Here is a 14650-nt window from a genome sequence, read left to right on the forward strand (position 1 = left end):
TGTAGGCCCGGTAAGCGCAGCGCCACCGGGCGTTATCCTACAGCGCCGCAAACCCTCCCTGCCCCTGCCAGCCGTCAAGCCGCTGATACACCGTTTCCACTGCCTCTTTAACCGGCGGCGTCATCGGGTAGTAGAAGCCGACGATATCCGGCTGGATGCCAAGGAAGATCACCTCCCCCACATCCTCTTTGAGCTGATCCACCAGATAGTTCAGGGGCATATTGTGGGTGGTCATCATAAACAGATCGGCAATGTCGTCGGGATCGACAATACGGATCTCGCCGGGGTTTAACCCCATGTCGGTGGCGTCGACGATCAACAGGCGATCTGGACGCAGCTCGCGGATCGCCACCACGTCATTCTCCGGTGCGCTGCCGCCGTCAATGACCTGCCACGTGCCCGGCTGCCGGGCGGCGCACATTTCCGCCAGCAGTGGGCCTGCGCCATCGTCACCCATCATGCTATTGCCTACGCAGAGTAAAACGTCAGTCACGGACTCTCCTCACCATCAGATAGATGGCGCTTTCCTGATAAATGTCATGCAGCAGACTGAGCAGTACGCGGCTCCACGTCTGCTGCTGCGGAGTCTGAACCGCCAGCGCCCGGTCAAAGGCGCTTGCCAGCATCGCGATATGCGAATGGTCGATGACGATCTCGCCATACTTCGGCACGCCCGCCATCTTGCGCCGGGCAGTGCTCCCCTCCTCCAGGGTGGCGATCCACGCCAGGTAGTCGTCCCACGGGCAGGTCAGCGCCGCCTCCAGGCAGTCGATTACCCCTAAGTGGTGACCGATGGCGAGGCTGTAGTAGACCACCTGCTGCGCCTCGGCGGGCGTGGCGTCGTTCTCATCGATAAACTTTCGGCTCAGCTGGCTGAAGACCACGGATTCACTCATGAGATCCGCGCCTCATCGACGACGGCGTTAAGGTGCGCCACAATTTCGTTCAGGCGCGGGTCATCTTCTGCCGCCAGCCAGCGCGCTACCTGGCTCTCACCCAGCGCCCGCAGGCGCAGGTAGTCATCAGCGATCTCGCGCCCATAGCGGTAGCCCGCCAGCCGCCGCGCCTCGCGATCGACACGCACCCGCAGGGGCTGGACGATATCCTCATGCAGCAGCGCCGCAGGCTGGTTATCCTCTTCTCCCGGCAGGCGAGCGTGAATTTTCTGCTCCAGCAGCCCCAGCGCCATCGCAAAGCCGTAGAGCGTCGCGGCGGGCGTCGGCGGGCAGCCGGGAATGTAGACATCCACCGGGACGATTTTGTCGGTGCCGCCCCAGACGCAGTAGAGATCGTGGAAGATGCCGCCGCTATTGCCGCACGCACCGTAGGAGATGCAGATTTTCGGATCGGGAGCCGACTGCCAGGCCCGCAGCGCCGGGGAGCGCATCGCTCGGGTCACCGCCCCGGTAAACAGCAGAATGTCGGCGTGACGCGGAGAGGGCACAACCTTGATGCCGAAGCGTTCGGCGTCAAACAGCGGCGTCAGGGTAGCGAAGATTTCGATTTCACAGCCGTTGCAGCCCCCGCAGTCGACGCGGTAGACGTAGGCCGAGCGCTTGATCTTTTTCAGCAGCGACGCCTTCATGCTGGCGATGGACTCCTCCACCGTCATCGGCACGGGAATGCCGTTGGCATCGCGCGGTCCCAGTAAATTGCTCATCAGCTGGCCTCCTGCATATGGCGGGTAAGTTCAATGCGATCGGACGACACCAGGCACTTCTGCCGCTTGCATGCTGGACAGGTTTCGAAGCCTTCGCGATGATGTTCCGCCCGGCTGTCGCCGTTATGCGCCAGCAGCGCAATGGCGTAGTCGATCTCTTTCTGCACCGCAAAAGGCCGCTCGCAAACGCGGCAGTGGCACAGGTCAAAGCGCGACTGCTGTAAAAAATCCTCTTTCTTCCACACCGCCAGCTCGTACTCCTGGGAGAGGGTAATCGCCGCCGTGGGGCAGACCTCCTCGCAGCGTCCGCAGAAGATGCAGCGCCCAAGGTTAAACTGCCAGGCCTGCTCGCTGCTCGCCAGCAGGGTCTCTACCGATAAGGCATTCGAGGGGCAGGCGTTGACGCAGGCCGCGCAGCCAATGCACTGGCGGGGATCGTGCTGCGGCTTGCCGCGAAAGTGCTTATCCACCTCAATAGGCGCAAGCGGATAGGACGCGGTGGGCGTGCCGGTCTTGATCACTTTTTTGATAAAGGTAAACATGACGACTCCTTATTTCAGCGGCGAGTTTTTACGCTCAATGCCGTAGCGCTCAAGCTCTTTGTAAGGCACGACCTTGCTCTTCTTCTTGCGTACGTCCACTACCGTCATACGGTCGGTGCAGGAGTAGCAGGGGTCGAGGCTGCCGATGATCAGCGGCGCATCGGAGACGGTATTGCCGCGCAGCATATAGCGCAGGGTCGGCCAGTTGGCGTAGGTCGCCGCCCGGCAGCGCCAGCGGTAGAGCTTCTGGTTATCCCCGGTCATGCTCCAGTGGATATCATCCCCGCGCGGCGCTTCGGCAAAGCCAAGGGCGAAGCGGTTAGGGATATAGGTGAAGCCCTCCACCATCAGCGGGCCACCGGGCAGGTTATCCAGCCCGAACTCGATCATATTCAGGGCGGTGAGCACCTCGTTGATGCGCACCTTGAGGCGGGAGATAACGTCGCAGCCCTGCTCGCTGTGCACCTCTACCGGCAGCAGGCCGTAGCCGACAAAGGGGTGATCGGCGCGGGTATCCCGAGCGTGGCCGCTGGCGCGCACCATCGGGCCGACGTTGCTGAAGTCGCGGGCGATCTGCGGATCGAGACGGCCAATCCCTACCGTACGCTGCTCAATATTCGGCGTGCTCATCAGGACATCGACCAGCTCCTGCACGTCGCGGCGCATCTGGCGAGCAAGCTGCCGGGTCTGGATCATGTCATCCTTCAGCATGTCGCGACGAATGCCGCCGATCAGGTTCAGGCCGTAGGTTTTACGTGCCCCGGTGAGGATCTCCGCCATCTTCATGGAGGTCTCACGCACGCGGAAGAACTGCATAAAGCCGGAGTCGAAGCCGACGAAGTGGCAGGCCAGGCCGAGGTTAAGCAGGTGGCTATGCAGACGCTCCACCTCCAGCAGAATGGCGCGGATCATCTGGGCGCGCTCCGGCACCACGATGCCCATCGCGTTCTCCACCGAGGTGGTGTAGGCGGTACTGTGGGCGAAGCCACAGATCCCGCAGACGCGATCCGACAGGAAGGTCACCTCGTTGTAGCCCATGCGGGTCTCCGCCAGCTTCTCCATGCCGCGATGGACGTAGAAGAGACGGTAGTCGGCGTCGATAATATTTTCGCCATCGACAAACAGGCGGAAATGGCCCGGTTCATCAGAGGTGACGTGCAGCGGGCCAATCGGCACCACGTTGTTCTTTTTGCTGCCCAGTTCGTTAATGAACTCGTAGGTTTCGCTGTCGGTGGTCGGCGCGGGGCGCTGGCGATAGTCCATGCTGTCTTTACGCAGCGGATAGAGTTCATCCGGCCAGTCGTCCGGCAGCACCAGACGACGCTCGTCCGGCAGGCCAACCGGGATCAGGCCATACATATCACGTACCTCACGCTCGCCCCAGACGGCGGCAGGCACGCGCGGCGTGACCGACGGGAACTCCAGCGTATTGGCATCAACCTCGACGCGCACGGTGATCCAGCACTTGGTCCCCTGCTCCATCGACAGCACGTAGTAGACGGCATAGCGGCCGCAGAGCTGGCGCTCGTCGTTGCCAAACAGCACCGACAGCCAGCCTCCCTGCTGGTAGTAGAGATACTCCACCACCTCTGGCAGGGCGTTCACCTTTACGGTAATGGTCAGCTGATCGCGGGTCTGCCAGGCCTCATCCAGCACCGCGCCGGGAATGGCCTGATGCAGCGCCGCCAGGTAGTGCTGACCCAATTTTTCTTCAGACATGTTCAAATTCTCTTTCATCACGCCGCCAGCAAGGAGACGAAGGCTAAAAATGCAAAGCCAAACCCGGCCCAGGTTACGCGGGAGGTCGCGCAGAAGCGCAGCCGCGCCATACTGTTCTCAAACAGGGCAATCACCAGCACGCCAAGCACCAGCTTGACGACGGCCACCACCAGCGCCAGCAGCAGGCCGCCCGCGCTAAAGGTCACCATCTGCCCCCACGGCAGGAAGAGGCCGACAAAAAGCTGCAATACCACCAGCTGCTTGAGGCTGATGCCCCACTTCAGCAGGGCAAAACCGTAGCCGCTGTACTCGGTCAGCGGGCCCTCCTGCAGCTCCTGCTCGGCTTCGGCGAGATCGAACGGCAGCTTGCCCATTTCGATAAAGGTGGCGAAGGCGCAGGCGCAGAGGGCCAGCAGCAGCGGAATGCTGTGCCCAGCGGGCCAGGACCAAAGCGTGGCGGTCATGGTGCTGATGTGGGTCGAGCCCGCCACCAGCGCCACGACCCACAGGCCGAGAAGAAGGATCGGCTCTACTAATACGCCGAGCATCGCCTCACGGCTGGCTCCGAGGCCGGTAAAGGGGCTGCCGGTATCGAGCCCGGCGATGGCAAAGAAGAAGCGGGCAATGGCAAAGAGGTAGATCAGGGTGATGAGATCCCCTAGCGCCGGCAGCGGGGAGGCCACGGTCACCACCGGCAGCGCGGTGGCGATGGTCAGCATCACGCCGATCATCACAAAGGGCATCAGGCGGAATACCCAGCTGGCATCCGCCGGGGCGACGCTCTGACGCCCCAGCAGCTTGATCAGATCCCGGTACTCTTGCAGTACCCCTGGCCCACGGCGGTTATGCAGGCGGGCACGGGCCACGCGGCTTATCCCGGACAGCAGCGGCGCAAAGGCAAAGAGCACCAGCGCCTGAAGTAACGGATAGAGAACGCTCATGTTCAGGCTCCTCGTGAAATAACAATAACCACCAGCACCGCCAGCTCGACCAGCGCCAGGCGACGAACCAGCGCCGGAGCAGCACGCTGCCAGACCGGCATCAGCGCCACCGGGTTGAGCCGCTTACGCAGGTCGAGCACCGGCGCAAAGGCCTCTTTCACTGGCATTGCGAACCCGTGCGCGGTGATCACCATCGACTGTTCATGCTCGTAGCCGCACGCCCAGGCCGCACCACGCGAGCGCGACGGCAGGCGGTGACCTTTGAACAGCATCATGATGATGAACGGCAGCAGCGGACAGGCGATCAGCAGCAGGGCAATCATCGGCTGGGAAACGACGCTTGTGGTAGTGAGCGGTAACGGCACCGCGGCGGAGAGCAGCGGCAGCAGCCACGGCGAAGCGACGCCGCCGATGAGACAGCACACAGCCAGCCCGACGACCGAAGCGGTCATTAGCCACGGCGCGCGGCGGGCATTGGCGGCTTCCGGCGTACGCGGTGCGCCAAGGAAAGTGACGCCGTAAACCTTGGCCATACACATCACCGCCAGCGCACCGGTGATCGCCAGCCCCACCGCCAGCAGCGGGCCGAGCAGGCGGGCGATAAAGAGGTTGCTGCCGCTTAAGGCGAAGAAGCCCTGGTAGATCACCCACTCACCGGCAAAGCCGTTCAGCGGCGGCAGCCCGGCCATCGCCATCAGCCCCACCAGCATCATCAGAGAGATAACCGGCATCCGTTTACCGATGCCGCCGAGCTTCTCAATATCGCGATGGCCGGTAGTGAACCAGACGCTGCCCGCGCCCAGCAGCAGCAGGGTTTTAAACAGGCTGTGGTTGATCAGGTGATAGAGCCCACCCACCAGGCCCAGCGCAATCAGCGCCGGTTGGCCGAGGGCGACCCCGGTCAGGCCTGCGCCGAGGCCCAGCAGAATAATGCCGATATTTTCCAGGGTGTGGTACGCCAGCAGGCGCTGGATGTTGTGCTCCATCAGGGCATAGAGGCCGCCGACAAACGCGGTTACCGCCCCGAGCAGCAGCAGGCCGAGGCCCCACCACAGCGGCATGGCCTGCCCGGCCAGCAGCGGCAGGACAAAGAGACCAAACAGCCCGACCTTCATCACCACGCCGGAGAAGAGCGCGGCGGCAGGGGCATCGGCCCCGGCATGCGCCTGCGGTACCCAGCCGTGCAAGGGGATAATTCCCGCCAGCATGCCGAATCCCACCAGCCAGAGCAGCCAGACCGCCGTTCCCGGCCCCTCATCAACGAAGCGCGCCGCGAGGCCAGTAATCTCCAGCGTGCCGTAGCGCTGCCACAGCAGCCAGCAGGCCGCAGCCAGCAGCAGCGTTCCGATGCGGCCCAGGGTAAACCACAGCTTGCCGGACTGCGCGCAGCCGGTAAGAAACGCGCCGCACAGCGCCATGATCTCTGCCATCACCACCAGGGTAAGCAGATCGCTGGCGACGATAGTGCAGACCGCCGCCGCCATCAGCAGATTGACCAGCAGGCCGTTAACCTTCACCTGCGCATGTCGGTGCCACGCCACGTTATAGAGGCTGATAAAAAACCCCGGCAGGGCGATCGCCAGCAGCCAGACGGCGTTGAGCGGCGTCAGGCGGATCAGCTGAGGCAGGTAAAGCACGGCGCTCTCCCCGCTTGCGGTTCTGCCGGTTAACAGCCCGGCAGCCACGGCGATCACCATTCCGCAGGCCACCGCTCCGCCAACACCGGCCAGCAGGCCGCTTAAGCCGCGATGAAACGAAAAAAGCAACGCCAGCACCGCCGCTGCAACAAACAGCAGGACGGCCAGGTCGATCAGCATAAATGCGCTCATTTCGCGCCTCCTTGCAGGTTGAGCAGCGAGAGGTCGCCATAGTCGCCGTTGAGGGTCAGCTCGCGCTTGCGTTTGCTGGCCCGGGCGATATCCAGCGAATTCACCATCCGCAGTGCGCCGGTTGGGCAGGTGCGGATGCAGGCCGGGCCGCCCTCATCGAAGTCACAGAGATCGCACTTCACCGCTACGGCGCGTATGCCAGGCACCCAGTCGAGCAGGGAGCTGACGCGAGCAGGGGCAGGCGGCGCGGGAGGCGCTTTCGGTGAGTTGGCGTTAGCCGGAATATGCAGCGGACGGCTGCCGCTCATCTCAATCGCGCCGAAAGGACAGGCGATTGCGCACAGCTTGCAGCTCACGCACAGGCTCTCATTGAGCTGTACCGCGCCGTCCACGCGATTGATAGCGTTGACCGGGCAGACCCCGGCGCAGGGCGCATCCTCACAGTGGTGACAAAGCTGCGGGGCAGACTCTTTCGCGCTGCGCATCACGCTCAGGCGGGGCATCGATTGCAGCCCGTGCTGGCGGTGCGTCTCTGAGCAGGCGGCTTCACAGGTGTGGCAGCCGATACAGAGCGTGGCGTCAGCAATAACAAAACGATTCACCGGACACTCCTCAGGTGGTCATTTTTGACGAAATCGTGCCGACGGCCTGTCATTTCGACACTCCTCGACACGGCAGGCATTCAGGCCACCGAGGCCTGGGCGGATTGATTGACGAGCTGGCGGAGATCTACCGGCGTGTCCTGCTGAATGGCTGAATACAGGCCGTTGTAAACTGGACCGATCTTCTCTAAGTAGTGCTCCAACACCTGGGCGCGGTCGCGATTGTTGATCCGGCCATCGATGCGGCCATCCTGCGCCAGCTGGGCCTCGGCAATCAGTAGCTGCTCGCCGCCGTTTTTGCTCTCCACCAGATAGTGGATGGTGTGGCTGTTAAAGCCGTCCGCCAGGGCGACGGTAATAAGGAAGTGTTCGAACAGCACAAAGCAGAGATCCCGCTCCGGCGCGCAGTACATGCCGTGATGCAGGTGGGCTTTGGAGAGCGTAATGCCCTGCACCAGCGAGTTGCAGTAAGCCTGCCACTCCTCTTGCAGGCGATGGTGCCGTTCGGCAATGAAGTCAGCTTTTTCGCTAATTTCCCAAATGGTCATTTCAGATTACCCGGTTAGTTGTGACCAGCCCATATAGCACTTTCCATGCCATTTTTTAACTATTTGATTTTTAATGAAATTAATTGAATGGCAGTGTCATTTCGTCAGCGTCGACATCGTCAGTAACGTCGTTTTCGTTGGCTGGCACCGTTATTGCATTATTGGCGCTGTGAATAACGGGAGGCCCTATGCACGAAATAACCCTATGCCAGCGGGCGCTGGAGCTTATTGAGCAGCAGGCGGCGGCGCACGGCGCACGGCGGGTGACCGGCGTATGGCTGAAGATAGGCGCGTTCTCCTGTGTAGAGAGCAGCGCCCTCACCTTCTGCTTTGAACTGGTATGTCGGGGCACGCTGGCGGAAGGCTGCACGCTGCATATCGACGAGCAGCAGGCGGAGTGCTGGTGCGAAAACTGCCAGCAGTATGTGACCCTGCTGAGCCAGCGGGTGCGGCGCTGTCCCCAGTGCCAGAGCAACATGTTGCAGATCGTGGCCGACGACGGCCTGCAGATCCAGCGACTCGAAATTGAACAGGAGTAGACTATGTGTAGTACCTGCGGCTGCGGCGAAGGCAATCTCTATATAGAGGGCGATGAGCACCGCCCCCACTCGCCATTTCGCAGCGCCCCCTTCGCCCCTGCCCAGCGCAGCGGCCAGGCTATTACCGGGGTGAAAACGTCATCCTTTACCCCCGCCCGGACGCCGGAAGGCGATCTCCACTACGGCCACGGCGTTGCCGGAACCCATGCACCGGGCATGAGCCAGCGGCGGATGCTGGAGATCGAGATCGACGTCTTAGCCAAAAACAATCACCTTGCGGCCCGCAACCGCGCCCGCTTTGCCGCGAAGCAGCAGCTGGTGCTTAATCTGGTCTCCAGCCCCGGCGCGGGTAAAACCACCCTGCTGAGCGAAACGCTGCTGCGCCTGAAAGGTAACGTTCCCTGTGCGGTGATCGAGGGCGATCAGCAGACTGTCAACGACGCAGCACGCATTCGCGCCACCGGCACCCCGGCCATTCAGGTCAATACCGGCAAAGGCTGCCATCTGGACGCGCAGATGATCGCCGACGCCGCCCCGCGCCTGCCGCTGGCCAACGGCGGGATCCTGTTTATCGAAAACGTTGGCAACCTGGTCTGCCCGGCCAGCTTCGATCTTGGCGAACGCCATAAGGTGGCGGTGCTGTCGGTCACCGAAGGCGAAGACAAGCCGCTCAAATATCCGCATATGTTTGCCGCCGCCTCACTGATGCTGCTCAACAAAATCGACCTGCTGCCCTACCTCCACTTTGATGTGGAAAAATGCCTCGCCAGCGCCAGGGCAGTGAACCCGGACATTGAGATTATTCAGCTCTCCGCCACCAGCGGCGAAGGCATGGACCAGTGGCTGGCCTGGCTGGAGGCGCAGCCATGTGCATAGGCGTCCCAGGACAGATCAGCGCCATCGACGGGCTACAGGCGAAGGTTGAAGTGTGCGGCATTCAGCGCGACGTCGATTTGACCCTGGTGGGCAGCGTGGATGAGTCCGGCTGCTCCCGCCTCGGCCAGTGGGTGCTGGTCCACGTCGGCTTTGCCATGAGCGTGATCGACGAAGCCGAGGCCCGCGACACCCTGGCGGCGCTGCAAAATATGTTTGAGGTCGAGCCAGACGTCGGCGCGCTGCTGTATGGGGAGAATGCCTGATGCGCTTCGTTGATGAGTACCGTGCCCCAGAGGCGGTGATGCAGCTGCTTGAACGCTTATGCGACCGCGCCCACCGTCTCGACTACACCCCGGCGCGCCCGCTGCGGATTATGGAGGTGTGCGGGGGACATACGCACGCTATCTTTAAGTTTGGCCTCGACCAGCTGCTGCCGGAGAATATCGAATTTATTCACGGTCCCGGCTGCCCGGTCTGCGTCCTGCCGATGGGGCGCATCGACGCCTGCGTGGAGATTGCCAGCCGTCCGGAGGTGATCTTCTGTACCTTTGGCGACGCCATTCGCGTTCCGGGAAAAAATGGCTCGCTGCTGGTGGCGAAATCACGCGGGGCCGACGTGCGCATGGTCTATTCACCGATGGATGCGCTGAAGCTTGCGGAGGCCAATCCCGATCGCAAGGTGGTCTTTTTTGGGCTAGGATTTGAGACCACCATGCCCGCCACCGCTGTGACCCTGGAGCAGGCCCGCGCCCGCAACCTCACCAACTTCTTCTTCTTTTGCCAGCATATTACCCTCGGCCCCACGCTGCGCAGCCTGCTGGAGCAGCCGGATAACAGCATCGACGCCTTTTTGGCCCCCGGCCACGTCAGCATGGTGACCGGCACGGCGGCCTACGGCTTCATCGCCGATGAGTTTCAGCGTCCATTAGTGGTGGCTGGATTCGAACCACTTGATCTACTGCAAGGCGTGATGATGCTGGTTGAGCAGAAAATAGCAGCCTGTAGCCGGGTAGAGAACCAATACCGGCGGGTGGTGCCCGACAACGGCAATCCGCTGGCGCAGCAGGCTATCGCCAGGGTGTTTACCGTTGAGGGCGAAAGTGAGTGGCGTGGGCTGGGCGTGATTGCCCACTCCGGAGTGCGTCTCAGCGATGCATTCCGGCGCTTCGATGCCGAAACGCATTTTCAGCTCCGTCCGCAGCAGACCTACGACGATCCGCGCGCCCGCTGCGGCGAGGTGTTGACGGGGCGTTGTAAGCCGCACCAGTGCCCGCTATTTGGTCAAACCTGCAACCCACAAACCGCCTTCGGCGCGCTGATGGTCTCTTCAGAAGGGGCGTGCGCCGCCTGGTATCACTATCGCGCCCAGGAGTGTGAAGTATGAGTACGGTGCAAATGGCCCACGGCAGCGGAGGCCAGGCGATGCAGCAGCTGATTAACGCCCTGTTCATGCAGGCCTTTGATAACCCCTGGCTGGCAGAACAGGAGGATCAAGCCCGTCTCGATCTTACTGAGCTGGCGGCGGGCGGCGATCGGCTGGCCTTCTCCACCGATAGCTATGTGATCGATCCGCTCTTCTTTCCAGGGGGCGATATCGGCAAACTGGCGGTGTGCGGTACCGCTAACGATATTGCGGTCAGCGGCGCGATCCCGCGCTATCTCTCCTGCGGCTTTATCCTTGAGGAGGGGCTGCCGATGGCGACTCTGCAGGCGGTGGTCAACAGCATGGCGGCCACGGCGAAGGCGGCAGATATCGCCATCGTCACCGGCGACACCAAGGTGGTGCAGCGCGGGGCGGCGGATAAGCTGTTTATTAACACCGCAGGCATCGGCGCAATTCCCACCGGGCTGAACTGGCGCGCGCAGGCGCTGCTGCCGGGGGACGTCGTGCTGGTAAGCGGCACGCTGGGCTGCCACGGCGCGACCATTCTCAACCTGCGCGAGCAGCTCGGGCTGGACGGCGAGCTGGTAAGTGACTGTGCTGTGCTCACGCCGCTGATCCAGTCCCTACGCGCTATTGACGGCATTAAGGCCCTGCGCGACGCCACGCGCGGCGGCGTCAACGCGGTAGTGCATGAGTTTGCCGCCAGCAGCGGCTGCGGCATTGAGCTTAACGAGGCCAGCCTGCCGGTGAAGCCCGCCGTGCGCGGCGTGTGCGAGCTGCTGGGCCTTGACGCCCTCAACTTTGCCAACGAGGGCAAGCTGGTGATTGTTGCCGAGCGTCAGGCCGCCGAAGCTGCGGTTGAACGGCTGCGCCAGCATCCGCTGGGTGGTGATGCGGCAATTATTGGTGAGGTCGTGGCCCGAAAAGGGGTACGGCTGAGTGGTCTTTACGGCGTGAAGCGCACCCTAGATCTCCCCCATTCTGAACCCCTGCCGCGCATTTGCTAAGGCATTTTGCAGGTAAGATAAAAAACGATTAGGCTTTTGGCACCCCGTTCGGTGCCTTTCTGGATTATCACAATGTCGAATACACCGATGGGCGATCTCGGACAGCAGGGGCTGTTCGATGTCACCCGGACTCTATTACAGCAGCCGGATCTCGCCGCGCTGGCACAAACCCTGTCCGGGCTGGTCAGGGAGGCGGCGCTGACGGATCGCGCCGGAATTGTTCTCTGGCGCGCCGGCGATCGTCGGGCTAGCTACTACGCCTCTGGCCCCGACGGCATGCCCGTGGCGTATGAGGATGAAACCGCCCTGGCCCACGGCCCGGTGCGCCGCATTCTCTCACGCCCGCAGGCTCTGCACTGCGGCTACCAGGATTTTAGCGCGGCCTGGCCGCAGCTTGCGGAAAGTCATCTCTACCCCGCCTTTGGCCACTACGCACTGCTGCCGCTGGCGGCAGAGGGGCAGATCTTCGGCGGCTGCGAGTTTATCCGCCGTGATGACAGGCCCTGGAGCGCCCAGGAGATGGAGCGCCTGCACACCTTCACCCAGATCGTTGGCGTGGTGGTGGAGCAGATCCAGAGCCGGGTCGACAGCGGCCCGGACTACGATCTCCTGTGCCGCGAGCGCGACAACTTTCGCATTCTGGTTGCCATCACCAACGCGGTGCTCTCCCGCCTTGATATGGACGAGCTGGTGGGTGAGATTGCCAAAGAGATCCACCGCTATTTCGATATCGACGCCATCAGCATCGTGCTGCGCAGCAGCCGCAAGGGCAAGCTGAACATCTACTCCACCCACTACCTCAACGAGCGCGCGCCCCTGCACGAGCAGAGCGAGGTTGACGAGGCTGGCACCCTCTCCGAGCGGGTATTTAAGAGCAAAGAGATGCTGCTGCTCAACCTGCATGAGCGCGACCGGCTGGCCCCCTACGAGCGGCGGCTGTTTGAAACATGGGGCAATCAGCTCCAGACGCTCTGCCTGCTGCCGCTGATGTCCGGCGACAATCTGCTGGGCGTACTTAAGCTGGCCCAGTGTGAGGAGAAGGTCTTCACCACCGCCAACTTGCAGCTGCTGCGCCAGATTGCCGAGCGGGTGGCGATTGCCGTCGACAACGCCCTTGCCTACCAGGAGATCCAGCGCCTCAAGGAGCGGCTGGTGGATGAGAACCTCGCCCTGACCGAACAGCTAAACAACGTCGAGGGTGAGTTCGGGGAGATCATCGGCCGCAGCGAGGCGATGTTCAGCGTCCTCAAGCAGGTGGAGATGGTGGCCCAGAGCAACAGCACGGTGCTAATCCTTGGCGAGACCGGCACCGGCAAAGAGCTGATTGCCCGGGCGATCCACAACCTGAGCGGCCGCAACACGCGGCGGATGGTCAAGATGAACTGCGCGGCGATGCCTGCTGGACTGCTGGAGAGCGATCTCTTTGGTCACGAGCGGGGGGCCTTTACCGGGGCCAGCGCCCAGCGCATCGGACGCTTTGAGCTGGCGGATAAAAGCTCGCTCTTCCTGGACGAGGTAGGCGATATGCCGCTGGAGCTGCAGCCCAAGCTGCTGCGCGTGTTGCAGGAGCAGGAGTTTGAGCGCCTCGGCAGCAACAAGCTGATCCAGACCGACGTCCGGCTGATCGCCGCTACCAATCGGGATCTCCGGCAGATGGTGCAGGATCGCGAGTTCCGCAGCGATCTCTACTACCGGCTCAACGTCTTCCCGATCCATATCCCACCCCTGCGCGAGCGTCCGGAGGATATCCCCCTGCTGGTGAAGGCCTTCACCTTTAAAATCGCCCGGCGGCTGGGACGCAATATCGACAGCATCCCTGCTGAAACGCTGCGCACCCTCTCCAGCATGGAGTGGCCGGGCAACGTGCGCGAGCTGGAGAACGTGATTGAGCGGGCGGTGCTGCTGACGCGCGGCAGCGTGTTGCAGCTGTCGCTGCCGGAGATTGCCGTTGCCGCGACCACGCCGGTAGCGGTCGCCCAGGACGGTGAAGAAGAAACGCAGCTGATCCTGCGGGTGCTGCGAGAGACCAACGGCGTCATCGCCGGGCCGAAAGGGGCCGCCCAGCGTCTGGGCCTCAAGCGCACCACGTTGCTCTCACGCATGAAACGGTTAGGCATTGACAAAACGATGTTGGGGTAAATTATTTCTTGCGCTGATACTTCTCGGGCAACGGCGGCACCGGGCGCTTATCGTCAATCAGATGGCGCACAGTGAGGATCGGGTGGTGCCACAGCATACGCGGCCCGGCCCAGCGCATAATCTGCTTCATCTCTTCCCGCTTCGCCGGCTGGTAGCAGTGTACCGGGCACTGCTTACAGGCCGGCTTCTCCTCACCAAAAACGCACTTATCCAGACGTTTTTCCGCATAGGCAAAGAGCGCATCGTAGTGTCCCTCTTCCGTGGAGGCAGCGGGCGCGCCGCGCTGATAGAGGGCAATCATCCTGCGGATAGTGAGTTTTTCACGGGCGATGCGAGGGCCAGCCATAGAAGACGCTCCTGGAAGGAGAAAGAGGTATCCATATTACATCTTCTGCACGAGCGGCTCAAAGAGTTCAGATTGTTCTGCCCTACAGAGTTAAAAACGTTGACTATACTCAAAATTCATCACAACAAAGGAGGATGTATGGTTAATAAAAGTGAAATTCGTGAACACGCTCAGGTTATCGCCAGCTGTGGTACCCACGTTGGCACCGTTGACCACCTCGAAGGCGAAGACAAGATCAAACTGGCAAAAAGTGATTCGGCTTCCGGCGGTGTGCACCACTATATCCCTCTAAGCTGGGTAGAAAAAGTTGACGGTAACAACGTGGTTCTCAACAAGAACTCGGAAGAAGTAAAATCTTCCTGGCAGACCGCGTAACTGCAGTTTCTGCGCCGTTCGGGCCTCTGGTCTGAGCGGCGCGCTCTATTTTCCCGCCCATCTCTTACTCCTAAAAATAAGCCCACCTGTCAAGCAACTGTTTTTAAAAGATAAACAGACACACTTTTTTTGTGACGAAACTT

General features: G+C 61.8%; 17 protein-coding genes. 7 read left to right on the forward strand and 10 right to left on the reverse strand.

All coding sequences use genetic code 11. The features are described from left to right. Positions 1-37: 37 nt before the first annotated feature. The 9 genes from hycI to hycA all read right to left on the reverse strand — a co-directional run bounded on the left by hycI (position 38) and on the right by hycA (position 7841). On the reverse strand, positions 38-493 hold the full coding sequence (hycI, locus tag FN633_RS15955; protein ID WP_042387675.1) for a hydrogenase maturation peptidase HycI: 456 nt from the start codon (positions 491-493) through the stop codon (positions 38-40). Further along, a complete protein-coding gene (locus FN633_RS15960; protein ID WP_154058384.1) occupies positions 486-896 on the reverse strand; it encodes a formate hydrogenlyase maturation HycH family protein in 411 nt (136 codons plus the stop codon). Before FN633_RS15960 ends, hycI begins: the two co-directional genes overlap by 8 nt. Then, positions 893-1660, reverse strand: coding sequence for an NADH-quinone oxidoreductase subunit B family protein (locus FN633_RS15965; RefSeq protein WP_154058385.1), 768 nt, complete (start codon positions 1658-1660; stop codon positions 893-895). The genes FN633_RS15960 and FN633_RS15965 overlap by 4 nt, the downstream gene beginning before the upstream one ends. Next, positions 1660-2202: a formate hydrogenlyase complex iron-sulfur subunit gene (locus tag FN633_RS15970; protein WP_042387680.1), complete on the reverse strand. Its 543-nt coding sequence runs from the start codon at positions 2200-2202 to the stop codon at positions 1660-1662. The genes FN633_RS15965 and FN633_RS15970 overlap by 1 nt, the downstream gene beginning before the upstream one ends. 9 nt (positions 2203-2211) lie before the next feature. After that, a complete protein-coding gene (gene hycE, locus FN633_RS15975; protein WP_042388574.1) occupies positions 2212-3921 on the reverse strand; it encodes a formate hydrogenlyase subunit HycE in 1710 nt (569 codons plus the stop codon). A 17-nt stretch (positions 3922-3938) separates the two neighbouring features. Further along, positions 3939-4862 (reverse strand): respiratory chain complex I subunit 1 family protein, encoded by a 924-nt coding sequence (locus FN633_RS15980; RefSeq protein WP_154058386.1) that lies wholly within the window; start codon positions 4860-4862, stop codon positions 3939-3941. A 2-nt stretch (positions 4863-4864) separates the two neighbouring features. Further along, entirely contained in the window at positions 4865-6691 is a 1827-nt protein-coding gene (hycC, locus tag FN633_RS15985; RefSeq protein WP_154058387.1) for a formate hydrogenlyase subunit 3, read from the reverse strand. Then, complete coding sequence (locus tag FN633_RS15990; protein ID WP_154058388.1) at positions 6688-7293, reverse strand: 4Fe-4S dicluster domain-containing protein; 606 nt, start codon at positions 7291-7293, stop codon at positions 6688-6690. The genes hycC and FN633_RS15990 overlap by 4 nt, the downstream gene beginning before the upstream one ends. Positions 7294-7373: 80 nt before the next feature. Then, complete coding sequence (gene hycA, locus FN633_RS15995; RefSeq protein WP_154058389.1) at positions 7374-7841, reverse strand: formate hydrogenlyase regulator HycA; 468 nt, start codon at positions 7839-7841, stop codon at positions 7374-7376. Positions 7842-8029: 188 nt separating this feature from the next. Here hycA and hypA point away from each other — a divergent pair, with 188 nt between their 5' ends. From hypA to flhA, 6 genes are all read left to right on the forward strand, one after another. Beyond that, positions 8030-8380 (forward strand): hydrogenase maturation nickel metallochaperone HypA, encoded by a 351-nt coding sequence (gene hypA, locus FN633_RS16000; protein ID WP_154058390.1) that lies wholly within the window; start codon positions 8030-8032, stop codon positions 8378-8380. Positions 8381-8383: 3 nt separating this feature from the next. Further along, positions 8384-9256, forward strand: a complete 873-nt coding sequence (gene hypB, locus FN633_RS16005; RefSeq protein WP_154058391.1) for a hydrogenase nickel incorporation protein HypB — start codon at positions 8384-8386, stop codon at positions 9254-9256. Then, positions 9247-9519 carry a HypC/HybG/HupF family hydrogenase formation chaperone gene (locus FN633_RS16010; RefSeq protein WP_154058392.1) on the forward strand — a complete coding sequence of 91 codons (273 nt, stop codon included), beginning with the start codon at positions 9247-9249 and terminating at the stop codon, positions 9517-9519. Before hypB ends, FN633_RS16010 begins: the two co-directional genes overlap by 10 nt. Continuing rightward, complete coding sequence (hypD, locus tag FN633_RS16015; RefSeq protein WP_154058393.1) at positions 9519-10640, forward strand: hydrogenase formation protein HypD; 1122 nt, start codon at positions 9519-9521, stop codon at positions 10638-10640. The genes FN633_RS16010 and hypD overlap by 1 nt, the downstream gene beginning before the upstream one ends. Further along, positions 10637-11647: a hydrogenase expression/formation protein HypE gene (gene hypE / locus FN633_RS16020; RefSeq protein ID WP_154058394.1), complete on the forward strand. Its 1011-nt coding sequence runs from the start codon at positions 10637-10639 to the stop codon at positions 11645-11647. The genes hypD and hypE overlap by 4 nt, the downstream gene beginning before the upstream one ends. 72 nt (positions 11648-11719) lie before the next feature. Further along, positions 11720-13786: a formate hydrogenlyase transcriptional activator FlhA gene (gene flhA / locus FN633_RS16025; RefSeq protein ID WP_154058395.1), complete on the forward strand. Its 2067-nt coding sequence runs from the start codon at positions 11720-11722 to the stop codon at positions 13784-13786. Position 13787: 1 nt separating this feature from the next. Here flhA and FN633_RS16030 read toward each other — a convergent pair whose 3' ends face one another. Next, positions 13788-14132: a nitrous oxide-stimulated promoter family protein gene (locus FN633_RS16030; protein WP_042387701.1), complete on the reverse strand. Its 345-nt coding sequence runs from the start codon at positions 14130-14132 to the stop codon at positions 13788-13790. A 138-nt stretch (positions 14133-14270) separates the two neighbouring features. Between FN633_RS16030 and FN633_RS16035 the strand changes: the two genes are divergently transcribed. Continuing rightward, a complete protein-coding gene (locus FN633_RS16035) occupies positions 14271-14507 on the forward strand; it encodes a DUF2171 domain-containing protein (protein ID WP_042387703.1) in 237 nt (78 codons plus the stop codon). Positions 14508-14650: the final 143 nt, after the last annotated feature.

Origin of the sequence: Pseudescherichia vulneris, assembly GCF_902164725.1 — a bacterium.
GTDB classification, from domain to species: Bacteria; Pseudomonadota; Gammaproteobacteria; order Enterobacterales; family Enterobacteriaceae; genus Pseudescherichia; species Pseudescherichia vulneris.